This window comes from Pseudomonas sp. Mb7, from assembly GCF_054790525.1.
In genome coordinates, this window is record NZ_CP186501.1 from 2135168 (window position 1) to 2157896 (window position 22729).

General features: G+C 58.8%; 19 protein-coding genes. 9 read left to right on the forward strand and 10 right to left on the reverse strand.

Annotated features, from left to right (window positions below; translation table 11 throughout):
• Nucleotides 1–132: 132 nt before the first annotated feature.
• Nucleotides 133–495 carry a DUF6124 family protein gene (locus ACOYXH_RS09825; RefSeq protein WP_449122966.1) on the reverse strand — a complete coding sequence of 121 codons (363 nt, stop codon included), beginning with the start codon at nucleotides 493–495 and terminating at the stop codon, nucleotides 133–135.
• Between the two features lie 494 nt (nucleotides 496–989).
• Between ACOYXH_RS09825 and ACOYXH_RS09830 the strand changes: the two genes are divergently transcribed.
• The gene (locus ACOYXH_RS09830) at nucleotides 990–1997 is read left to right on the forward strand and encodes an NAD(P)-dependent oxidoreductase (protein ID WP_460410616.1); all 1008 of its coding nucleotides are present in this window, start codon (nucleotides 990–992) and stop codon (nucleotides 1995–1997) included.
• A 111-nt stretch (nucleotides 1998–2108) separates the two neighbouring features.
• Here ACOYXH_RS09830 and ACOYXH_RS09835 read toward each other — a convergent pair whose 3' ends face one another.
• Together ACOYXH_RS09835 and ACOYXH_RS09840 are read right to left on the reverse strand one after the other, a co-directional pair.
• Nucleotides 2109–2537, reverse strand: coding sequence for a hypothetical protein (locus ACOYXH_RS09835; protein WP_095126417.1), 429 nt, complete (start codon nucleotides 2535–2537; stop codon nucleotides 2109–2111).
• A 1-nt stretch (nucleotide 2538) separates the two neighbouring features.
• Nucleotides 2539–2826 (reverse strand): hypothetical protein, encoded by a 288-nt coding sequence (locus tag ACOYXH_RS09840; protein ID WP_095049912.1) that lies wholly within the window; start codon nucleotides 2824–2826, stop codon nucleotides 2539–2541.
• A 285-nt stretch (nucleotides 2827–3111) separates the two neighbouring features.
• Here ACOYXH_RS09840 and ACOYXH_RS09845 point away from each other — a divergent pair, with 285 nt between their 5' ends.
• On the forward strand, nucleotides 3112–3429 hold the full coding sequence (locus ACOYXH_RS09845) for a DUF7677 family protein (protein WP_095049913.1): 318 nt from the start codon (nucleotides 3112–3114) through the stop codon (nucleotides 3427–3429).
• Nucleotides 3430–3566: 137 nt separating this feature from the next.
• On the opposite strand, the gene ACOYXH_RS09850 is transcribed toward ACOYXH_RS09845, so the two are convergent.
• Complete coding sequence (locus tag ACOYXH_RS09850) at nucleotides 3567–3815, reverse strand: DUF6555 family protein (RefSeq protein WP_077572547.1); 249 nt, start codon at nucleotides 3813–3815, stop codon at nucleotides 3567–3569.
• A gap of 195 nt (nucleotides 3816–4010) precedes the next feature.
• Between ACOYXH_RS09850 and ACOYXH_RS09855 the strand changes: the two genes are divergently transcribed.
• Nucleotides 4011–4445, forward strand: a complete 435-nt coding sequence (locus ACOYXH_RS09855; protein ID WP_116255646.1) for an HhH-GDP family DNA glycosylase — start codon at nucleotides 4011–4013, stop codon at nucleotides 4443–4445.
• 42 nt (nucleotides 4446–4487) lie between these two features.
• Here ACOYXH_RS09855 and ACOYXH_RS09860 read toward each other — a convergent pair whose 3' ends face one another.
• From ACOYXH_RS09860 to ACOYXH_RS09880, 5 genes are all read right to left on the reverse strand, one after another.
• The gene (locus ACOYXH_RS09860) at nucleotides 4488–4961 is read right to left on the reverse strand and encodes a short chain dehydrogenase (RefSeq protein ID WP_258709751.1); all 474 of its coding nucleotides are present in this window, start codon (nucleotides 4959–4961) and stop codon (nucleotides 4488–4490) included.
• Between the two features lie 159 nt (nucleotides 4962–5120).
• On the reverse strand, nucleotides 5121–6050 hold the full coding sequence (locus ACOYXH_RS09865; protein WP_258709752.1) for an MBL fold metallo-hydrolase: 930 nt from the start codon (nucleotides 6048–6050) through the stop codon (nucleotides 5121–5123).
• A gap of 54 nt (nucleotides 6051–6104) precedes the next feature.
• Entirely contained in the window at nucleotides 6105–7307 is a 1203-nt protein-coding gene (locus ACOYXH_RS09870; protein ID WP_258709753.1) for an NAD(P)/FAD-dependent oxidoreductase, read from the reverse strand.
• A 217-nt stretch (nucleotides 7308–7524) separates the two neighbouring features.
• Complete coding sequence (locus ACOYXH_RS09875; protein WP_093433326.1) at nucleotides 7525–7890, reverse strand: response regulator transcription factor; 366 nt, start codon at nucleotides 7888–7890, stop codon at nucleotides 7525–7527.
• A 130-nt stretch (nucleotides 7891–8020) separates the two neighbouring features.
• Complete coding sequence (locus ACOYXH_RS09880) at nucleotides 8021–9028, reverse strand: GlxA family transcriptional regulator (RefSeq protein WP_186624206.1); 1008 nt, start codon at nucleotides 9026–9028, stop codon at nucleotides 8021–8023.
• 202 nt (nucleotides 9029–9230) lie between these two features.
• Between ACOYXH_RS09880 and ACOYXH_RS09885 the strand changes: the two genes are divergently transcribed.
• From ACOYXH_RS09885 to ACOYXH_RS09905, 5 genes are all read left to right on the forward strand, one after another.
• The gene (locus tag ACOYXH_RS09885; protein WP_220558746.1) at nucleotides 9231–9902 is read left to right on the forward strand and encodes a response regulator transcription factor; all 672 of its coding nucleotides are present in this window, start codon (nucleotides 9231–9233) and stop codon (nucleotides 9900–9902) included.
• A gap of 48 nt (nucleotides 9903–9950) precedes the next feature.
• Nucleotides 9951–15419 (forward strand): trifunctional serine/threonine-protein kinase/ATP-binding protein/sensor histidine kinase, encoded by a 5469-nt coding sequence (locus ACOYXH_RS09890; RefSeq protein WP_460410617.1) that lies wholly within the window; start codon nucleotides 9951–9953, stop codon nucleotides 15417–15419.
• A gap of 300 nt (nucleotides 15420–15719) precedes the next feature.
• Nucleotides 15720–17120, forward strand: coding sequence for a GABA permease (gene gabP, locus ACOYXH_RS09895; RefSeq protein WP_220558748.1), 1401 nt, complete (start codon nucleotides 15720–15722; stop codon nucleotides 17118–17120).
• A gap of 87 nt (nucleotides 17121–17207) precedes the next feature.
• Complete coding sequence (gene gbdR, locus ACOYXH_RS09900; RefSeq protein WP_095049986.1) at nucleotides 17208–18308, forward strand: choline metabolism transcriptional regulator GbdR; 1101 nt, start codon at nucleotides 17208–17210, stop codon at nucleotides 18306–18308.
• 134 nt (nucleotides 18309–18442) lie between these two features.
• A complete protein-coding gene (locus ACOYXH_RS09905; RefSeq protein ID WP_095049916.1) occupies nucleotides 18443–18856 on the forward strand; it encodes a PaaI family thioesterase in 414 nt (137 codons plus the stop codon).
• Nucleotides 18857–19031: 175 nt separating this feature from the next.
• Here ACOYXH_RS09905 and ACOYXH_RS09910 read toward each other — a convergent pair whose 3' ends face one another.
• On the reverse strand, nucleotides 19032–19217 hold the full coding sequence (locus ACOYXH_RS09910; protein ID WP_095049917.1) for a hypothetical protein: 186 nt from the start codon (nucleotides 19215–19217) through the stop codon (nucleotides 19032–19034).
• Between the two features lie 275 nt (nucleotides 19218–19492).
• On the opposite strand from ACOYXH_RS09910, the gene ACOYXH_RS09915 reads away from it, so the two are divergent.
• Nucleotides 19493–22576, forward strand: a complete 3084-nt coding sequence (locus tag ACOYXH_RS09915) for an autotransporter outer membrane beta-barrel domain-containing protein (protein WP_460410618.1) — start codon at nucleotides 19493–19495, stop codon at nucleotides 22574–22576.
• The last annotated feature ends 153 nt before the right edge of the window (nucleotides 22577–22729 follow it).

A 22729-nucleotide genomic window follows, 5' to 3' on the forward strand; every position in this document is an offset into this window, starting at 1 on the left:
AATTGAGTTGGGTAAACACGTAGCCGTTTAGTTTTAATTGCAACTGACGGCTTTTGGCCGAGAGCGGCCACCCAATGCAATCTTGATCCCTTTGTGACAGCAGCCAGAACGCCGCCATAAAGGGATTACTCATCAATCCACCGGCACAACATTATCCAGCGCTTGATTTACCGCCAATTCGCCCAGCATTACCACTTGCGCAATGCCCAGCGCAGTTTTGCGGTGGCCTGGGTCGAGGAGGGCGGCGAAGTTGCAGAGCATTTCGGTGGCTGAACTGAGAGATTCGCTGGCGTTAACGAGCAGGGACTCGCTGTCGTAATCGGAGTTGGCCAGAAACATGGGAGCGTGTTTCTGGTCGCTGCCCATGATGCGTTGTGTTGGCGTGAGGTAGTAATCGAGGGCGCGTTCGGCGGCGTCGTTGAGTGTTCGCGAGTCTGGAAATTTGTAGGGTGAGACTGGATCGGTTTCTGGGGGATTCGGCGTTGGTTTGAACATAGATGAAGCTCCATATGGGACTTAAGGAGCCATCACCTTCGCTACCAAACGAAAGGTGGTGGCCATACGAAGGTTGGTAGACCGGCCCATATGGAAAATCCGGCGCGCCCGAGGGCGCCCTGCGCATGGCCACCATAAGACAAATGCTGAAAAGCATCTGCGCACGGTGACGTTATGCGTCATATGAGAGCGGGCTACCAAACCCCATCACTGTTTTTCAGTGACCCAGGAACGATAAAACCCGCGCCGCAGACGCACAAGCCGGCGGATTCTGGCGTAGTCGTAGGCAATGGCGCAAGACGTTGTAGCCTGTAGCAGGTAACGCGACGTGTCTTTTAAACAACCATGAAAAACGCCTAAACACGGCTCATCAACACTCCGTTCAAAATCGCATTCGTCGGTCCACTCTCCAGCTCAGGCAATGGCGGGGAACCCTCACGACAGGGCACGCACCAACACTAGGTTGCAACCCCAAAAGACGAGGAAGGATACCCATGTCAGTTCACCCGATTTTGTTCCTGGGCGGTTCCGGCGCCATTGGCCACCGTTCTGCCGAAGCGTTGCGTGCTGCTTATCCCGGCGTCCCTTTGCTGATCGGCGGCCGAGACCTGGCCAAGGCTGAGCAAGCCGCCGAGGAAATGGGCGGGGCGCAGGGCGTGATTATTGACCCTGCGGCCGATGACCTGGGGCTGGGTGATCGCCCGGTCAGTGCCGTGGCGGTTTTCTATATGGATCATTCCCTTGCCGGGTTGCGTTTCGCGCAGAGGCGCAAGGTCCCGCACCTGAGCATTTCTTCTGGCATTTTCGAGATGGCGCCGCAAATCGCGAGCTACATCCACCGCCCTGATGCGGCGCCCATCGTGCTGGGTTACGAGTGGATGGTAGGCGCTACGACCGTTGCGACGCTGCACCTCGCCGAGGTCTTTGCCCGGGTGCGCGATATTCGTATCGATGCGTTGGTCGACGAGCAGGATGGCGGCGGGCCGACCGTGGCTAAGGATTTCGATCACCTGAACAAGCTGCTGCCCGCCGCCCTGACTCGGCGCGAGGGCGATTACCTCTGGCGCGAAGGGGCGGACAAGAACGTCAGCTTCAGAGCGCTGGACGGCACGCCGATGCAAGCCAGCAGCTTCTCGTCCATCGATGTCACCGGGCTGGCGGCGGCCACCGATGCGCCAAATGTTCAGTTCAATCTCGCCAGCGGAGTGAGTTCATCGCGGCGCGCCGGTCGGCCGATGTCGACCGAGATTCTCATCGAACTGCTGGGTGAGGATCATCAAGGGCGACCGTTGCACACCCGGCATGCTCTCGTTCACCCGGCAGGCGCTGCAGCGTTGACGGGGCTGAGCGTCGCCATGCTGCTGGAGCGATTGCTTGGGCTGGATGGTCAGCCGCCGACTCCGGCAGGTCTTTACTTTCCTTATCAGTTGCTTGACGCCGGTGCATATCTGCAGCGTCTGAGCAAAGAGGGTGGTGAACTGCTGGAACTGCAAGTGCAGTAACCGTTCTGCGCAGCACCGCCGACCTGCCGCTCATTCAGGTCGGCAGTGATGCACATTCACTCAACGGTTGAAACGTAAAACCGTTTTGGTGCGCGTGAACGACTCACCGAATTATTCAGAGAGCAACTTTTTACAGTCCAATAGCACGTCACCCAGGAATGGATGGATTTGCGTCGACTCCATTAAAACCAGCAACTCGGTGGCTCGTGTCCTGATGGGCATCCATTCTGCGTGATCAAAGATCAGGCGATCATTACAGTGAAATGCGGCCTCAGTAAGGCTATTGCAACGCTCCCAAATGTCTTCCAGCCGGCTCTTCACGTCCTCCGATAGCCCACTGCCGCAGATTGAAAGTACCTTTTCTATCGGGAGAATCATCTCGGACCAGACTTCACAGGCGGGGCAATCCGGGATAGTTGCCTGCTGTATGTCCGAGGCTTGAGCCAGAAACCCAAGCGCCTCAATGACCTCGCACACGGCAAGAACCTGCTTGTACTCATTCTGGCCGTACCAAGCCCATAACGTGGAGGAGAACCCCATATCAAACTCCAGAAAAATCCAGCCCCCGAGATCTCACATTTTCCATCGCTTCGAGAAGCTGGCCGTCGAAGTACTCGGAGCCATCTCTTTCCCGCACTTCGATGCGGTGTTTTGCCTCGATTAACAGGTGTTCGGGTGCGATATTCTGATTCAAAAAAGTAGCGACCATCAGATCGCTCAAATGCACTAGCGGTGTATCCCATGACTCCTTGCAGCGTTGCATCAGCCCGGTATGGGCATCCCCGCGCCATGGCCCTAAAAGATTCGAGACTGCCAATTCGGAGATCATTAACGTGCCTTACATGAATAGTCGAATTGCCGGACCGCTGGTGGCCAGCGCGAGACGCTACGTGGGCGTGCCGCTCGCGCATTCGGCCACAAAAAAGCATCAGGATGATAGCAAATAGATGGCGCTCCTCTTACGCTAGGTCTTCCGTTAGTCAGCCAGTAATCAGGTGCAGTCACCGTGCGTCAGGTCCTCGGCTTATACACCCCGGGCCATTGGCTTTGCTCGCTCGGGGGGATGAAAATCGCCTCTTAATCAAATCCTTAATGTTGCCTACAAGAACCTGATATGAAAAAGCTAAGTAACGATTTCAGCGGAGCACTCCGAACGTTCGCATATTTCATGGCCAGTGGAAGCCACTACATGCTCAAGGACGTGAAGTACCTCGATATGTATGGCTCAGAGCCCAGTGCGATTGAACAGGTCTTTGCGATATTTGCGAATGTCATAGAGATGGACGACGAAGGCAATGTCCTCAATTTCACTTACGCGCAAAAAAGGGCGACTGACTACCTACGGTCATACTGCGATCGGTCTTTCGAAGTCAAACCGCCTTTTGAGGACTGGGAAACCGAACTCTATGGGCCACCCAAAATCACGCGCTAATGTCTAGTTTACGTGCCAGCCCGAGACATCCGAGGGATGCCCGGGTTTGTATCCGCCAGGCGTCGGCGTGGCGCTTGAGAATCCTCACGGCGACTGCCAAATCCCACCAAGCGTATTACCGATCTGTTTGAGCATGATTAAGCCTCCGTCCAGTCCACCGTCGCCGTTTCGCGCCATTTCACCTCGGTGATGCCAAACCGTTCGGCCTGGGGTTTGGAGATGACTTTCAACGGTGGCTTGCCGGGTTTTGGAATCGGCGCAATGCCGGCGTCGCAACTCGCCCAGTGCCATGCGTCAGCGTTGCGCATGGTTTTTGCGCGGATGACGAATGACTTTGGCTGGCCGTGAAGTTTGTATTCGATGACGAAGATGTCGACGTTACTCATGCGCTCCTCCTTACGCTCATACGCAAATGAGTTTTGCCGACGAAAAAAATTCAAAGGATTTTCGGGAGTTCGTTTAAGGCCGCTGGTAGGTGTTTTATTTTGAACGGTTGGAACCGGCGGCAGCCTAACGATCAAGCGTCTGCCAGGCAGGCACAGGACGAAAAATCCCCACGATTTCAACCCCGGAGGTTAGCGGTGAACAAGACCATCAGCGCCAGGGATTTGAACATTCAGCTTAAGCACAACGATGACGGTGGCTTGTTCAAATGGCTGCTCGCGAGCTTCTTGATGGGCAAGCGGATACAGGCTGAAATCGCTGCCGAAGCGTATCGGGTGATTGCCGATAAACACGGGCGCGATACGCCGCGCAAACTGGCTGCGTGCAGCCATCGTGAACTGGTCGCGATGCTAGGGGAGGCGCATTACGTGCGTTACGACGAGACCACTGCCGTGCGGCTGCACGCCTTGGCACGCAAGCTTAACGACGAGTACGCGGGCAAGGTCAGCCACATGGTCGAGGCAAGCCCTGATCGCCAGGCATTCGAGAGGCGACTGGCGGAGTTCGATGGTATCGGTCCGAAGACCGTGGAGATCTTCATGCGCGAAGCCAGCGCTGTAATCAGCCTTTGATCGCGGCCGTAAAAAACGGTCACCGCCCGCGTCGTGCAAAGCCTATTTGCCTCGACGGCCAGAACGATTGATCGCCAACAAGCACAGCCCTACCAGCAATGCCGCGCCTGCAACCAACAGCGCAGAAGGTTGCATCGGCTGGCGGCCGGCTGTCGTGTGCCGCTGCGATATCGTCAGAGGTCGGGTTTTAACGGTCACTTCGTCAAACGTCCGCAATGGTGAAACGGCTTCTGCCTGAAACGGCATTTCCTCGATGCTCAGACGCAACCCATCCGCCAGTTCCAGTGTCCGCGCGGTAATCGTGCCAACGATTCTGCCCGGATAAACCGGCTCGCCATTGGGATCGAGTTGGTCATACAGGAAATTCTGTCCTTCAAGCCAGCCGACGGCCGTCTGCAACTCGGGGCCCAGGTAATACTTGCCATCGAGGAAAAATCCAGGAAATTGCGGCGCGCGCTCGACGCTTTCAATGCAGTAACGCTCACCCGGTTTCATACCGGTTTCAGGGGCAATCATGGTCAATTCCTCCACTGTAGGTTCAGTGGTAGAGAGCAAGGATCGACCGTCGTTCCATGTAACGGAGGAAAGGTAGCGGTTGTCCCGGAACGGATCTGTAACAGGCGAAAACAACTTCGCCCGACCAAGGCCGGGCGAAGCAGTGTTACGCGATCTCGATCAATAATCCCAGATCGCCGGAATCCAGCGGAACCCCTCACCATTGACGGCAACGCGGCCGACCGACGGGAAGGGCAGGTGCGTGGCGACAAACAGTTCGCCACTGGCCGCTGCTTCCTGCAGCAGGCGCACGCGCACGCGCACCGCTTCATCAGGATCGTGCTCGAAGCCGTTGTGCCAGTCCGGATGGTCGAAGGCAACCGGGAACAGGGCGTCGCCGGCAAAGGTCAGGCGTTCGTCGCCGGAGTTCACGTAAACCACGCAGTGGCCCGGGGTGTGGCCGCCAGTGAGTTTTGCGACCACGCCGGGGGCGACTTCGAACGCGTCCTCGAAGATATGCAGTTTGCTTTGGTATTGCTGGATGAAGGCGTTGGCGGTGGAGCGCAGCACGTCCGGCACAGGCGCGGGCATGTCGGTGCTGGTGAAATCCGGCGAGGTCCAGAAGTCGACTTCGGTGGCGGTGACGTGGATGCGCACGTCGTCGTGCAGACGATTTTTCACCGTCTCGACGAGTAAGCCGCCGATGTGGTCCATGTGCATGTGCGTGATGACAATATCGGTGACGTCCGCGAGGTCGATCCCGGCCGCCGCGAGGCGTTTGGGAAACTGCCCGGCGCGAGGGAAACCGGGAAATTGTCCGCCGAGGCCGGCGTCGACGAGGATCACCTGCTCGCCGCTACGCACCACCAGGACATTGAGTGCCCAGTCGAACGCGTCGGGACCCAGATACATCTCTTTGAACCACGCAGCGCGCTCGGCGGGATCGGCGTTGGTCGACATGGTTTGGGTCGGCAGCGGCAGGACGCCGTCGCTGATTACCATCACGTCGATGTTGCCGAGGCGCAGCGCGTAACGCGATGGCACCAGCTCTTCGGTCGGGGTTTGCAGGGTGGCGTTGTGGGCGGTGAAGGAATCCAGATGCATGGTCATGGTGTTCTCCTTTTTATCAGGCAAGACATTGGTTCTTGGACAATGGGGGCGAGATCAGGCCACCGGAATCATCGGGTCGGCAGCGGCGAGGGCAGTGCGACGGTCTGCGGCCGGCGGGTAGATCCACACGCTGTTGATTTGCGTCTTCAGTTCCTTGGCTTCGGCTTTCACCAGCTTCAGTTGGCGATCCCAGCCTTCGGTGTACACCGCGCCCCAAGCACCCAAATCGAGGCAGGTCACGTACTTCGGCTGACGGTAGGTGGTCGGCGTCACGCCAAGCAGATCAGCAATGGCGTTGTTGCCGGCATGACGACCAAGGCTGATCGCGTGCTGGCAGGACATCACCGAGATATTGCCGACGTCGTCGGTGGCAGCACGGGCGACATCGCCGGCGGCGAACACGTGCTCAAGACCTTGCACTTTGAGATTGCCGTCGACGTGCAGACGCCCCTGGCCATCGCGTCCGGCATTGAGCTGTTCGGTCAGTGGACTGGCGCGGAAACCCACGGTCCAGATCACGGTATTGCTCTCGATGTGGCGACCGTCGGCGAGGGTGACGCCGTTGGCATCCACGGCGGCGACCGTGGCGTCGATGATCCACTCGATGCCCAGTTCTTTTGACGCTTCGATGATGGACGGACGGATGCCGTCGCCCATGGTCGCGGCGATGTCTTTGCTGCGATCAACGATGATCACTCGAATGTCTTGCAGCTCGCCGAGAATGGCGCGCAGACGATTCGGCATTTCGGTCGCGGTTTCGATCCCGGTGAAGCCACCACCGGCGATGACCACGGTGTTGCGCGCGGCGCTGGCCGGTTGGCTGGCCAGCGCGTGCAGGTGGCGCTCCAGGCGTGCCGCCGACTCGATCTGGTCGACGTCGAACGCATTCTCTTTCAGGCCCGGCACCGGCGGACGCGCCAGTTGGCTGCCGCTGGCCAGCACCAGGCGATCGTAAGTCAGCTCACCCGGGCGACCGGCCTCATCGCGATAACCGACACGGCGTGCCTGGCTGTCAAGGCTCTCGGCGGTGCCTTTGACGAAACGCACACCCACGGCAGCGAGCAGCGCATCCAGCGGCGCGTACATGCTGTGGACATCGGGTTCGTAGAAGCGCGGACGGATGCGCAGTTCGGCTTGCGGGGCGAGCAGTGTGATCTCCACATCGTGGCGGTCATGCATATCCAGCAAACGCGCGGCGCTCAACGTGCTCCACAGCCCGCCGAACCCCGCACCGATCACCAATAATTGTTGTTTCATAATGTGCTCCCTGATGCTGATGGATGGATAACCCGAGTTTTTTCCGACACTGGCGTGATGATCACTGGCCGCCGCAAACTGCTTGCCGTACTGCTTGGCGCTTAATCGTCCGCTGTCGAAATCAATGCTATGGCGTGGGCGCTGCGGGCGCAGTTGTCCATCGGTGTGTGCGGATTACGCATGGGTCGAAGGGCGGTATACGAAGGTATCGAACACGCTACAGAGGACGGTTCAGGGCAAAGTCGATGTGGTTGAGAAGGGTGTCGGGCGGGAAGGGTTTGGGCAGACAAGCGATGACGCCGGGCGCGCGGGTGTGGAATTCTTCGGGATGGGCGGTGACGAAAATCACCGGAATGCGCCAGCCTTGTGCGCGTAATGCTTCGTGCAGTTGCGGGCCGCTCATGCCAGGCATCTGGATATCGGAGATCAGGCAGTGTGTCTGCGCCGGGCTTTTTGACTCAAGGAATGCCTGCGCGCCCGGATAGGTGAACACCTGATAACCGAAGGCGCGAAGCAAACCTGCGAGTGCATCGCGAATGGCCTCGTCGTCGTCAACCACCGCAATGACAACCTTGTGCTGCATAGGGCTCCCTGGCCGGACGGGCACGTATGGCGACTCCTGTCGTTCTTGCACCATACGCCGTCGGCACCGGCGCAAAACTATACCTAGGTATAGTCCGTGGAGACTTTTTGAGCGTCAGCGGTTTTCGGCATCAACCTTCGCGGCTGAAGCGGCTGCGGTAGTCGCGCGGTGAAATCGACAGGTGACGCTGGAAGCAGGCGCGCAGCCGCTCTTCATCACCGAAGCCGCAAAGACGCGCAACCTTGTCGATGGTGTGCGCCGAGTTCTCCAGCATGCGCCTGGCCGCTTCGAGGCGGAACAGTTCGATGGCTTTGGACGGCGTGCGCCCGGTGCTCTGCTTGTAGACGCGGGTGAAATTGCGCAGGCTCATTTTCGCCTGTTCGGCGAGTCGCTCTACAGTCAACTTCGGATCGTCCAGGTGATCGATCAGCCACAAGTGCAACGGGTCGAACTGCGGGCTGTCCTGCACCTGCGCTTGCAGCAATGTGCTGTATTGCGCCTGACCACCGGGGCGCTTGAGGTACACCACTAGCTCGCGGGCAACCTGCAACGCCACTTCGCGGCCGTAATCGGCCTCGACCAGCGCTAAGGCCAGATCGATACCGGCCGTGACCCCCGCCGAGGTCCAGACCTTGCCCTGCTGGATGAAGATCGCATCGGCATCCACGTCGATCGCCGGGAAGCGCTCGCGCAGGTTGTCGCACATGGCCCAGTGCGTGGCGGTGCGGCAGCCGTCGAGCAAACCGGACTGGGCCAGCAGGAAAGCGCCGCTGCACACCGACACCACTCGCCTCGCGACAGGGGCATTACGCCGCAACCACGCGGTAAGTTCGGCGTGCTCGTCGAGGGTCTGGCAGATATCGGGTGCGCCGGGTACGACGAGGGTGTGCAGCGCGGCAATGTCCAATTCGCGCAGCGCTCGGGTGTCCACGGCCAAACCTTCAACGGTATTGACCAAACCACCCTCAAGGCTGGCGGTGTGCAACTGATAACCGGGTTGGCATCTTTCGGCCAAGGCTTTGCTCGCGGCCCAGAACACCGTTTGCGCGCCACTGAGGTCGAGCAGGCTCATTCGCGGGTAGGCAATAAACACCACGTCGCGCGGTTCGGGCGTAGCGGTGAAGGGAATGCTGGACATTGAAATCCTGCCTGTTCAAACGGCTGAAGAAGGAGGGGAAAGGGCATGGCCGATTTTCAGGGGTTTCTGGCCTGTCGGCAATGCGCGTCGACTGCTAGCCTGCTGCGCGACCGTTTGGCTGGCCTCTGGCTGCGTTCGCCATCATGGACTAGATTTATTCACCTGCACATCGCACGCGTTGCGATCTCGCCGAGGACTCACGATGACCCTGTGGTCGCATTCCAGCCCCAGCGCAGCCCCGTCCGTGCTGAGGGAACCGGTGGTTTATGTGGTCGACGACGACGCCTCCATGCGTCAGGCCCTCGACGGTTTGCTGCGTTCGATCGGCCTGCAGGTGCAGACCTTCGAAACGTCCCGTGACTTCCTCGCTTCGGCCAAACGCGACGTGCCCGGTTGTCTGGTGCTCGATGTGCGTTTGCGCGGCGAAAGTGGCCTGACCTTTCAGGAGCAGATGGAAAAAAACGGCCTGCGCATTCCCGTCGTATTCATGACCGGTCACGGCGATATCGCCATGAGCGTGAAGGCGATGAAGGCCGGCGCGGTGGATTTCCTGGCCAAGCCTTTTCGTGATCAGGACATGCTCGATGCGGTGGCCAGTGCTTTGGCCCGCGACAGTGCGCGACTGCTCGCCGAACAATCCGGCGCGGCGTTGCGTCAAGCCTACGAAACATTGACGGCACGTGAGCGCGAAGTGCTCGGTTTCGTCATTGGCGGGCTGATGAACAAGCAGATCGCCGCGCAACTCAACCTCAGCGAAGTGACGGTGAAAGTCCATCGCGGGCAGGTCATGAGGAAACTCGCTGCACGTTCGGTCGCCGATCTGGTGCGTATTGCCGAATCGCTGGGCATCGAGCCGGCGCGGCGGACAAGCTGAACCGAGCTTCAGCGCGTGACAGAAACCCCTTTGACGGTGTCGACTCCGATGGCCAGCAAACAACAGATTTTGTGGGACGACGGCGAGCGGGTGTTCTCCCGCAAACGAGGACAGGGGGAGAGCGCCAGCGTGCTGATAGTGCGTCCGGCAATCGCTCAGCCTTTGCCCGCAACCCTCGACCGGCTGGCGCATGAATACGGCCTCAAAGACGCTCTGCACAATGAATGGGCGCTGCAACCGCAAGCCCTTGAACGCGCGGGCGGAACCACGCACTTGTTATTCGACGACCCCGGCGGCGAGCCGCTGTCGCGTTTGCTGATCACGCCGCTGGACACTGAAACCTGCCTGTTGCACGCAATCAACATAGCCGTAGCGCTTGGCCGTTTGCACCTGTGCGGGCTGGTGCACAAGGATCTCAAACCGCAGCACATCCTTGTCAACTGCCACGACGGACAAGCCCGGTTGATGGGGTTCGGTCTGGCCTCGCGACTGCCGCGCGAACGTCAGGCCCCCGCGCCGCCAGAAACCATTGCCGGGACCCTGGCCTACATGGCGCCGGAACAAACCGGTCGAATGAATCGTTCGATCGATTCGCGCAGCGATTTGTATGCCTTTGGTGTGACGCTGTACCAGATGCTTACCGGCTCGCTGCCGTTCAACGCCAACGACCCGATGGAGTGGGTGCATTGCCACATTGCGCGGCAACCGATGCCTGCATGCGAACGCGTGGCCACGGTGCCGTTGATGCTCTCGCGGGTAGTCATGAAACTGCTCGCCAAGACCGCCGAAGCGCGCTACCAAACCGCCGCCGGCGTCGAGCATGACTTGCGTCGTTGTCTGGACGACTGGCGTCGGGCGCGGCGGATCGATGTGTTCACGTTGAACGAGCAGGGCGCGATCGATCGCTTGCTGATCCCGGAAAAGCTCTACGGTCGTGAACGCGAAGTGCAAACCCTGATCGATGCTTTCGCCCAGGTGGTGCGGGCTCCTTCGCCGAAGCTGGTGCTGGTGTCCGGTTACTCCGGCATTGGTAAATCCTCGGTGGTCAGTGAACTGCACAAAGTGCTGGTGCCGTCGCGGGGATTGTTCGCCGCTGGCAAGTTCGATCAGTACAAGCGCGACATCCCCTATGCGACGCTGGTCCAGGCCTTTCAAGGATTGGTGCGAACGCTGCTGGGCAAGCGTCGCGAGGTGCTCGCTGACTGGCGCGCGGCGTTGTTGCAGGCACTGTCACCGAATGCACGGTTGATGACCGAGCTGATCCCGGAACTCAAGTTGATTATCGGTGAGCCGCCAGCGGTGCCGGAGCTTGAACCGCAGCAGGCGCAGCAGCGCTTCATGGCGGTATTGCAGCGCTTCATCGGCGTGTTTGCTCGGCCGGAACATCCGTTGACGCTGTTTCTCGATGATTTGCAATGGCTCGACGCAGCGACCCTCGATCTGCTCGAAGATCTGCTGACCCGCTCGGAGCTTGGGCATTTGCTGCTGGTGGGCGCGTACCGCAATAACGAGGTCGATGCCGACCACCCGCTCAGCGGCAAACTCAAAGTGCTGCGTAATGGCGGCGTGCATATCGACGAGATCTGCCTGACCTCGCTGGCCAGCGTGCACATCGAGCAACTGATCGCAGAATCCCTGCGCTGCCCACCCGCGAGCATCGTTGCCCTGGCGCGCCTGGTGCTGGAAAAGACCGGCGGCAATCCGTTTTTCGTCATCCAGTTTCTTCACGCGTTGGCCGAAGAACAGCTGCTGATCTACGACCACCAATTCAACCGTTGGCGCTGGGATCTGGCACTCATCAACGCCAAGGGCTACACCGATAACGTGGTCGATCTGATGGTTGGCAAACTGGCGCGTCTGCCGTTGGACACGCGTCAGGCCCTGCAACAATTGGCCTGCCTGGGCAACGTAGCGCGCATTGACACGCTGGCCACCGTGCTCGACCTGCCGACGGCGCGGGTGCACGCGGCGCTCTGGCCGGCGGTGCGCCAGGAACTGGTGGAGTTTCACGACGGTACTTGTGCGTTTGTCCATGACCGTATCCACGAGGCGGCATACTCACTAACCGCGGAAACCGAACGTGCGCAAACTCATCTGCGTATCGGCCGTTTGCTCGCCCTGCAGACGCCAGCGGAGGGGCGTGAAGACGCGATCTTCGAAATCGTCGGGCAACTCAATCGCGGCGCCAGTCTGATCAGCGCGCGGGCCGAACGCGAACAGCTGGCCGAATTCAACCTGCTCGCAGGTCAGCGTGCCAAGGCTTCGACCGCTTACACCTCAGCATTGAGCTACTTGGGCACGGGTGCGGCGTTGCTCGGCGAGCACGGTGATGACCGTCGCCATGAACTGGGGTTTGCTCTGGAGCTGAACCGCGCCGAGTGCGAATTTCTCACTGGGCAACTGGCACTGGCCGATGCGCGCCTGACTGCACTGGCCGAGCGCGTCGAGACCACGGTAGAGCGGGCGGCAGTCACCTGTTTGTTGATGGATGTCTGCCTGCTGCTCGACCGCAGTGACCGCGCGGTGAATGTGTGCCTGACGTATTTACGTCAGGTCGGCATCGACTGGACGGCGCATCCGGACGATCAGCAGGTGCGCGCCGAATACCAACAGATCTGGAGGCAACTGGGTGAGCGCAGCATCGAGCAGTTGATCGACCTGCCACTGATGGAGGATCCGGCCACGCTGGTGACACTGGATGCGTTGAGCAAACTGTTGGCCCCTGCGTTGCAGTCGGATGCGAACCTCGCCTGCCTGACCATATGCAAAGCCGTTAACCTGAGCCTGGAGCACGGTAATTGCGACGCCTCCTGCATGCTCTACGCCAATGTTGTGCGGGTTGCCGGGCGGCGCTTTGGCGATTATGCCAGCGGTTACCGCTTTGGCCGCTTGGGCTGCGATCTGGTCGACCGCCGTGGCCTTGCGCAATACGAAGCGCGTACCTACCTGTGCTTTTCGATCTTCGTGGTGCGCTGGATGCGCCCGGTGCGCGAGTGCCGCGAATTGCTGCGGCGTGCGCTCAGCGCCGGCAACCGCACCGGCGATTTGCCCTATGCAGCCTACGCTGGCAATAGCCTGATTTCCGACTTGCTGTTCATTGGCGAGCCGCTGGCGGAAGTGCAGGTGCAGGCTGAAACGGGTCTGGCTTACTCGCAAAGAATCCGCTTCGGTCTGGTGATCAGTTTCATGAGTTGCCAACGGGCACTGATCCGCATGTTGCGAGGGCAGACCCCGGTGTTTGGCAGTTTCAATAATGAAGAATTCGATGAGACACGCTTTGAGGCGAACCTCGCTGCTCCGGACCTGGCCTTGGCTCGGGGCAAGTACTGGGTGCGCAAGTTGCAGGCGCGTTATCTGGCCGGGGATTACGCAGCGGCCGCCGATTGCGCGGCGCAGGCCCGGGAGCTGTTGTGGGTGATCTCCTCGTTTTTTGAAGAGGCCGAATTTCACTTTTACGCAGCGTTAACGTTGGCTGCCCACGGCGAAGCCGATACCGACCGATTGCAACGCTTGGGCGAGCACCACGATCAACTGCAAACCTGGGCGCAACAGTGTGCGGAAACCTTCGCCAGTCAGACGGCGCTGGTCGCAGCCGAAATCGCTCGGGTCACCGGGCAGTTGATCGAAGCCGAGATGCTGTACGAGCAAGCGATTCAGTTGGCCAGGGACAACGGCTTTGTGCATGTCGAAGCCTTGGCCAACGAACTCGCAGCGCGGTTCTACAGTGCCCGTGGTCTGAGCAAAATCGCCCGCCTGTACCTGCAAGATGCGCGCTACGGTTACTTGCGCTGGGGGGCAGAGGGCAAGGTGCGGCAACTGGAGCTACAGCACCGCTATCTGCGCAATGAAGATACGGCGCCCGGTCCGACTGCGACCATCGCCACCCCGGTCGAGCATCTGGATCTGGCCACGGTTCTCAAGGTGTCCCAGGCCGTTTCAGGCGAGATCGTGCTGGATCGACTGATCGAAATGGTCATGCGCACCGCTATCGAACAGGCTGGCGCCGAGCATGGCCGGCTGATTCTGACCGAAGGCGAGGCGCCGTATATCGCCGCGAAAACCAGTGTCGGTGACGACAGCGCGCTGCTTTGCCATGAGCCGGTAAGTTCATCGATGCTGGCCGAATCGGTGCTCTACCAGACCCTGCGCACCGGTGAAAACCTGTGTCTGGACGATGCCGTCGCCGATCCGGCATTTGCCGCTGATCTGTACATTCATCAACGCGGCGCTCGCTCGATCCTGTGCCTGCCGTTGATGAATCAGGGCCGGATTGCCGGGGCGCTGTACCTGGAGAACAATCTATCTGCGGGTGTGTTCAGTCCGGCGCGCATTGCCGTATTGCGACTGGTGGCTTCGCAGGCGGCGATCTCGCTGGACAACGCGCGGCTGTATCGAGACGTCGCCGAGCGCGAGGCGAGGATTCGCCGGTTGGTCGACGCCAATATCATCGGCATCATCGTCTGGAGTGTCGACGGTGAAATCATTGAGGCCAACGACGCGTTCCTGCGCATGGTCGGTTACGAGCGCGACGATCTGCTGTCAGGCAGGGTGCATTGGCGCGACATGACACCGCCGCCACTGCGCATGAAAAGTGAAGCCGCGCTGGCGACGGCAATCCGCACCGGGCGCGCCCAGCCGTTCGAGAAGGAATACATCCGCAAGGACGGCACTCGCCTGCCGGTGATCGTCGGTCTGGCCGCATTCGAAGCCAGTCAGCAGCAGGGCGTGGCCTTCGTGCTTGACCTGAGCGAACGCAAACAGGCCGAAGAGCAAGTGCGCGAAGGCGAGCGCCGATATCGCCAGGTACAAGCGGAACTGGCCCACGCTAATCGCGTGGCGACCATGGGCCAGTTGGCAGCGTCCATTGCCCATGAAGTCAACCAGCCAATCGCCGCCACCGTGATCAATGCCAACGCGGCGTTGCGCTGGCTCGGCGCGCAACCGCCGAACACCGATGAAGTTGAACAGGGCCTCAGACGCATCATCAACGACGGTAACCGCGCGGCCGACGTGCTCGGACGTATCCGCGCATTGATCCGCAAAACACCGCCGCAACGACATCCGGTGGACCTCAACGCGGTAGTGGGCGAGATGGTCGGGTTTACCCGGGGTGAAGCGGCCCGCTATGGCGCGGCGGTCACCACGCGCCTTGTCAACGATTTGCCTGCCGTGCTGGTTGACCGCGTCGAGCTGCAACAGGTGCTGCTCAATCTGATCATCAACGGTCTGGAGGCCATGGCGGTGATCGAGGAGGGCGAGCGTCGGTTAATCATTGTCAGCGAGTCTGTCGGGAAAGACGTGCGGATTGTCGTAAGCGACTCGGGACCGGGATTTGCCTGCGATCAGGTGGAGGAGGTTTTCACCGCGTTCTACACCACCAAAGTCACCGGGTTGGGGATGGGGTTGTCGATCTGCCGGTCGATCATCGAAGCCCATGACGGTCACTTGTGGGCGGAGGCGAACGCGCCGTGTGGGGCGCGTGTGGTGTTTACGTTGCCGGGGTGTGCGGGGAGGTGAGGGCGAGATGAGGGTATCTGTCGTCAGATACTGGGTGACTTATCGGTATTCATTGAGACCGATTGGTTTCGATATGTCGATATCAGACACAACCATGACGCAATCAGGCTACTGAATCATCTGACAGGCCGGGTAAGGTGACGCGTCTTCACATCAAAATAATCCCATCCAGATCATGGGGTTGATAAGAACTGCGGCGGTTGAAGGGGGCTTCTTTCGGGGGGCTCGGCAGGCAACGACAGTGCTCGATTGCCTTGGTCAACTCGCTAGAATGTCGTTCAGCAGAGAATAAAAAAACCAATGATCAGCCCGAACTCAACGGATTCGAGTAGCCAATTGGCGCAGGGCTTCAAGCCTCGTCACGTCACTATGTTGTCCATTGCCGGGATTATCGGCGCCGGATTGTTCGTAGGTTCAGGACATGCCATTGCGGCGGCGGGGCCGGCGGTTCTGCTGGCTTATCTGTTCTCCGGTTTGCTCGTTGTGCTGGTCATGCGCATGCTCGGTGAGATGGCGGTGGCTAACCCCGACACTGGCTCGTTCTCGACCTATGCCGACCAGGCCATCGGACGCTGGGCCGGCTTCACTATCGGCTGGTTGTACTGGTGGTTCTGGGTGTTGGTGATTCCTATCGAAGCGCTCGCCGCCGGGCATGTGCTGAACCAATGGTTTCCGCAGGTCGATGCCTGGCTGTTCGCGTTGGGCTCAATCATTGCGCTGGTGGTGACCAACCTGTTCAGCGTGTCCAAGTACGGTGAATTCGAGTTCTGGTTCGCCATGGCCAAGGTCGTGGCGATCATCGGTTTTATCGGCGTCGGTTTTGCCGTGTTGATGGGCTGGGTGCCGGATCGTGAAGTCAGCGGCTTGAGTGGGTTGATGGCCGAGCACGGTGGGTTTGCGCCCAATGGCTTGTCGGCGGTGGTCGGCGCTTTCATCACCATCATGTTCAGCTTCATCGGTACCGAAGCGGTGACCATCGCCGCCGCCGAATCCAACGACCCGTCGCGAAACATTGCCAAGGCCACGCGTTCGGTAATCTGGCGCATTGGCGTGTTTTACCTGCTGTCGATCTTCGTGGTGATCTCCGTGGTGCCCTGGAATGATCCGTTGCTGGCCTCGGTCGGCTCTTATCAGCGCGCTCTGGAAATCATGAACATTCCCCACGCCAAGTTCATGGTCGACGTCGTCGTGCTGATTGCCGTGGCCAGTTGCATGAACTCCTCGATCTACATTGCTTCGCGGATGCTGTACTCGCTGGGCCGGCGTGGCGATGCGCCGAAAGCGCTGAAGGCGACCTCTTCCGAAGGTGTGCCGCGCGCAGCGGTTATCGCCAGCACCGTGCTCGGTGCGTCGATCACTGTGTGGAGCTACTTCATGCCTGCCGGGCTGTTTGAATTCCTGCTGGCCAGCTCCGGAGCGATTGCCCTGTTGGTGTACCTCGCCATCGCGGTGTCGCAGTTGCGCATGCGGCGGATATTGCAACAGCGCAACGTCGAGCTGACCTTCCGCATGTGGCTGTTTCCCTGGTTGACGTGGCTGGTGATCGTGTTCATCTGCGCCGCGCTGGCGGTGATGATGATCACCCCGCAACACCGCACTGAAGTCACGACAACCATTGGCCTGGCGCTGGCGATTTCCTTCATTGGCCTGTTGACGTCGCGTCATCCCGCGCCGACGGCGAGGGTCACATCGGTGGGGTAGGCGTTTGCGCCGAACCTGATACTCCCTCCACGTATGTCGGAGGGAATGGCAGACGCCTGCGTCGCGACCGATTTTTATGAGGCCATGATGTCATCGACCCCCTCCGTAGCCGACGGTGCAACCCAATCCGTCGGGTTTCTGCTGTTGGACAAATTTACCCTGATGTCATTGGCGTCCGCCGTCGAGCCCTTGCGCATGGCCAATCAACTGACGGGGCGAACGTTGTATCGCTGGCATACCTTCAGCCCCAATGGCGCGGCGGTCTGGGCCAGCGATGGCGTGCCGATCACCCCGGATGGGTCGTGGAGCAATCCCTCCGTGGCGGACACGGTTATCGTCTGCGGTGGCGTCGGCATCCAGAGCGCAATTACCCGCGAGCACACGACGTGGCTGCAAGCTTTGGCGCGACAGTCCAAGCGCTTGGGCGGGGTCTGCACCGGTAGCTGGGCGCTCGCCAAAGCCGGGTTGCTCGACGGCTATGAGTGCAGCGTGCACTGGGAATTTCTGGCGGCGATGCAGGAAGCTTTTCCGCGTGTGAGCGTCAGCACCAGTCTGTTTACCCTCGACCGCAACCGCTTCACCAGCTCCGGCGGCACCGCGCCGCTGGACATGATGCTGCACCTGATTGCGCGCGATCATGGTCGTGAACTGGCCACCGCCATCTCCGAGATGTTCGTCTACGAGCGCATCCGCAATGAGCAGGATCACCAACGCGTACCGCTCAAGCATGTGGTCGGCACGCACCAGCCCAAGCTGCAAGAAGTGGTGGCGTTGATGGAGGCCAATCTCGAGGAACCGATCGATCTGGATAATCTGGCCGAATACGTCGACCTGTCACGGCGACAGCTGGAGCGGTTGTTTCAGAAATATCTGCAATGCACGCCGTCGCGTTACTACTTGAGATTGCGGTTGATTCGCGCACGACAACTGCTCAAGCAGACGTCCTTGTCGATCGTTGAGCTGGCGTACGTGTGCGGTTTTGTCTCAACGCCGCATTTCTCCAAATGCTACCGCGAGCACTTTGGCGTGCCACCGAGTGATGAGCGCTCCGGCTCTGAGATGAGTCGCAAACCGGTAGCGCAGCCGTCAACAATCAAGCCGCTGACGACGCTCGACCAAGCGCGCAACGAATCGACGTTTGCCAGTGTTCGAATGATGGAACGTGGCGATCTGGCGTCCACGGGATGATCGGTCGGTCCTGCTTCGACAGTTGATCACTGGAGATTTCGCATCCGTATAGTTCTTGCTCCATCAGACGATTGCCAATAAACCCTCCCATTAAGGTCAATGAAGCCGGTGAGTCACCGGCACCAGGAGGGACCATGGACGCCATCGCAATTCCCGAAGGTTTCACCGCGTTTACCCGCAGCAGCCCGTTGCTTGATTTGCTGGGCCCGATCTACGCGAGGGGCAGCGGGCTGCAACTGGAACTGGGTTTATTGACCGACTCACGCCATGCGAATGGCCGTGGCACCTTGCATGGCGGCGTATTGGCGACGTTGGCCGATGTCGGGATGGGTTACGCCATGGCGTTTTCCAGCGACCCTCCGCAGCCATTGATCACGGCGAGCATGACCCTGGATTATCTCGGCGCGGTGCAGATGAACGAGTGGCTGGAAGTGCGTTTGGAGTACTCGAAAAAAGGCCGGCAGTTGGCGTTTGCTGCTGTCAGTTTGCATGTTGGGGAGCGCACGGTGGCGCGGGCCAGTGCGGTGTTTGCGGTGCCAATGGGTTGAAAATGTGTGTCCATCAAAAGGTAGGTCATCGATGGAGTGCGTTTTGACGAATAGCGGGTAAATGTTTCCACGTCTTGGATAATTGCTTCTGGGCGATATCCGCACACGAATGACTGCTGTCGGCCAGAAGCTACCGTTCGAGAAACGCAGCTTCTGACCCATTACAGACATCAATTCATTGGCCACTGGTATAGATGAGCACAGCTATTAGCGCTGCGAATGGAGATAGCAGAATCAGTCCACCGACGACAACTGCCCAGCCCCAGGCAAAACCACTCTCACCCTTGAAACGGCCGCCACTCAGTAAGCCCAACACAAACACGCCAATTCGATGAGCTATCAAATCGATAATGAAGTCCATTGACCGTTTCTCCTTGCCGTTTTCCATGAAACGTCAGAACGTCCACTCCCGACCAATACTGACCACTCGATTCCGCTAGGTTCATCTGGAAGTAGACGGTGATACGAGTTGCTGAGTGCCAAAAAGATCAGCTCACTCGTAGGAAAAGTCCTACATTTCCGTCGGAAAAGCCTGAATTTTTGCCGCTAAATTTCCTGTTCAAATCTCTCCCCAGTGACTTTCGAGCGCCGGCTTGTTTAAGCCTGTCCTGAAAAAAATCAATGAATGAGAGATTTATGAACAGCATCTACCGAACTATATGGAATCGCACGTGCACCTATTTTACGGTGCCGTCGGAGTCGGCGTCTGGCGAACTAAAATCGCGAAACAGCGTTGCGCGCTTATCTTCAAGAGCCCCGGCTTTTCCCTTGAGCACGTTGTCTGCCAGCTTGTTGTTGGCCTTTTCCAGCATGGGGCACGCCACTGGTGTGCTCGTCGACGGTACGATCTATAACGGTACCGGGAAAATGGTGACATCAGGTGACAACAACCCTGCATTGCGGGTTATGAATGTCGGTGATGCGACTTGGAGCAACGGTATTCTCAGCACTTCAGGCACTGGCTTGGGCGCTGTGCTGGTAGAAACCAGCTCCACGCTGAACTTGATCGGCATGACCGTGAATTCCCTCATGGCCAATACGCCTGGGTTGGTGGCGTCTGGTGGCTCTAAGGTAAACCTTCAAAACACCGAGGTCGCTACGCTGGGCAACAGCGTCGCGTTGGATATCAAAGAAGCAAGCCAGCTAAGTGGTAACAATGTGCAGATCAATAGCACAGGTTCGGGCCTGCTCGTGACGAATGCGACGGCTGATGTCAGCAATCTCGATATCGTTACCCTCGGAGCCAACGGGTATGGAATTGCAACAACGGGGACCAGCAACGTCAACGTTCGCGGAGGCTCCATTGAAACCACCAATAGCAGGGGCTATGGAATATACGCCACCGCAGGCGGGACGGTGGTGGCGGACGATATTGCGATCAGTACTTCAGGGGGCAACAGTCGTGGAGCGCTGGCCTCAGGAGAGGGGGCTTACATAAGTCTGGACGGCGGCAGCATAACCACCACCGGATCAGGGTACGCCTATGGTGCTCAGGCATCCCAAGGGGCGACCGTTGATGTCAAGAACATGGACATCAACTCTAACGCCGAAGCCGTATTTGCTGATGTTGGAGGGACGGTGAATGTTGAGTCGTCAAACCTGCACTCAACGGCCACTGCCATCTCGGCCAAACAGGGAGGTGTGGTCAATGCGAACAATGTGAAGATCACCAGCGACGGATCAGGACCTATGCTCCGGGCATCTGCAGGCTCAACCCTCAACTTGACTAACAGTGAAGTGGATTTAGGGGAACACGGCCTCTGGAGCAGCAAAATCGATGGCGGGAAAGCAACGTTCGATAATGTCCGCATCCACGGTGAGCACGGCGGCATCGGTCTCTACTCTGCATCTGGGGGTACTGTCATCGGTAAGAATGTCGATATCGCTCTCAATGGTAATGGCAGCTACGGTGTCTATGTAGGCACGGACGTCAGTTCATCGTTGAGCCTCGAAGACTCACGTGTTGTGGTCAATGGCACGACCGCTGTCGGGATCGCCGCTCTGACATCGGGCCAGCATAGCGTTCATCTCAAAAACAGCCTGGTCAGCTCCAATGACTATGCCATCAAGGGAGGGGTTCTCGCCGGTGTTGATGTGACCGCTGACGGTTCAACGATTGAAGGCAACATCTTGATGGGCTCCCGCAGCGTGGAGACTAGCGGCAAGAAAATCGAACGTATGACACTGGCCGCCACCAATGGGTCGCGACTGAAAGGCGACGTGTCGATCGATCATGATCACACGCTAGACAGCAGCATCAACCTTGAAAATGGTTCGACCTGGCAAGGTGCAGCGCAATGGCTGGATAAACTGGGTGTAAACAGTGGAAGCGCCTGGACAATGACTGGCGACTCTTCGTTGGGTGCTCTTTCGTTGAACGACGGCCGTGTCAATTTCGACCACGCCAACGGCTTGTTCAAAACGCTGACGGTGGGCAATTTGAGCGGCAATGGCAGCTTCTTGCTCAACACTGACCTGGCAACGCTGCAAGGCGACTTGCTCAAGGTTGAAGGACAAGTTGACGGGGAGCACACGCTGATCGTTGCCGATTCCGGCCACCAGGCCCAAGGTGGTGCACTGATGCTGGTGGATACCAACGGCGGCGCGGGCAAGTTCGATTTGTACGGCGGCAAAGTCGACGTGGGTGCCTTCCGTTATGGCCTCGAACAGCGTGGCGATGACTGGTACCTGGCTGGTACTGCACAGGATGCGGGCGGTGGCGAGGAGCCAGTGGGTGATACCGCTGGCGGTGCCGGAGACATCGTTGCGCCCATTGAACCCATTATCAGCAATCCTCAACCAGAGAACCTGAGTAAGGGCGCGAACGCTGCCATCGCTCAACAGGCGGCGGCCACGGGACTCATCGGTGCGCAGATGAACGCCTTGACCAAACGACTGGGCGAGTTGCGTATGGGTAATGATGAGGGCGGTCTGTGGACACGTGGCTTCGGCAAGGAGCAGCGCATCGATACAGGTTCCAGCCGTGCCTTTGAGCAGCAGGTCAACGGTTTCGAGATCGGCGCCGACAAGGCCATTCCTTTCTACAACGGCAAGCTGTACCTCGGCGGTATGGCCGGACAAGGTGAGGCTCGTCAGAACTTCGGCGAAGGCAGCAAAGGCCACATCGACAGCGCCATGCTCGGCACCTATGCAACCTACATCGACCAAAACGGCGTGTACGTTGACAGCGTGCTGAAATACACCCACTTGGACAACAAGGTCGATATCACCAGCAATATGGGCCAGAAGGTCGACGGTAAATACAAGAATCACGCAGTAGCGGCGAGTGTAGAAGTTGGCAAGCAAATCGATCTTGGACAAGGCTGGTTCGTTGAGCCACAACTGGAACTGCAAGCGTTCCGTGTGGGCAGTGGCGATTACACCGCAAGCAATGGCTTGAAAGTCGAACAGGATGCCGTTACTTCTGTTCAGAGCCGAGTTGGCAGCCTGTTCGGTCGTAACATGAAGCTGGATAACGGTATGACTGTGCAGCCATACGCCAAAGCATCGTGGATTACCGAGCATGCCGGTGACAGCCACGTGAGCGTCAACGATGTAAGCCTGGACAGCAAATTGCCAGGTTCGCGGGCGGAAATCGGTGGCGGGGTAATCCTGCAAACCGCCGAGAAGCACAAGTTCTTCATCGACGCGGAGTACACCAAAGGCGATGGTATCGAACAGCCTTATTCGGTGAACCTCGGCTACCGCTACGCTTGGTAAAAGCCTCTCCTGAAGGCAGTTTCAGATAAAGCGAACAGGACCCGGATCTTTGAATTCGGGTCTTGTTCGTTTGTATTTTTGTTGATGACAATCGGCAGGTTCATTTCGTTATTTCAAACAAGAAACGATTCCTTCCCAGGAAAGTAAGCGCAC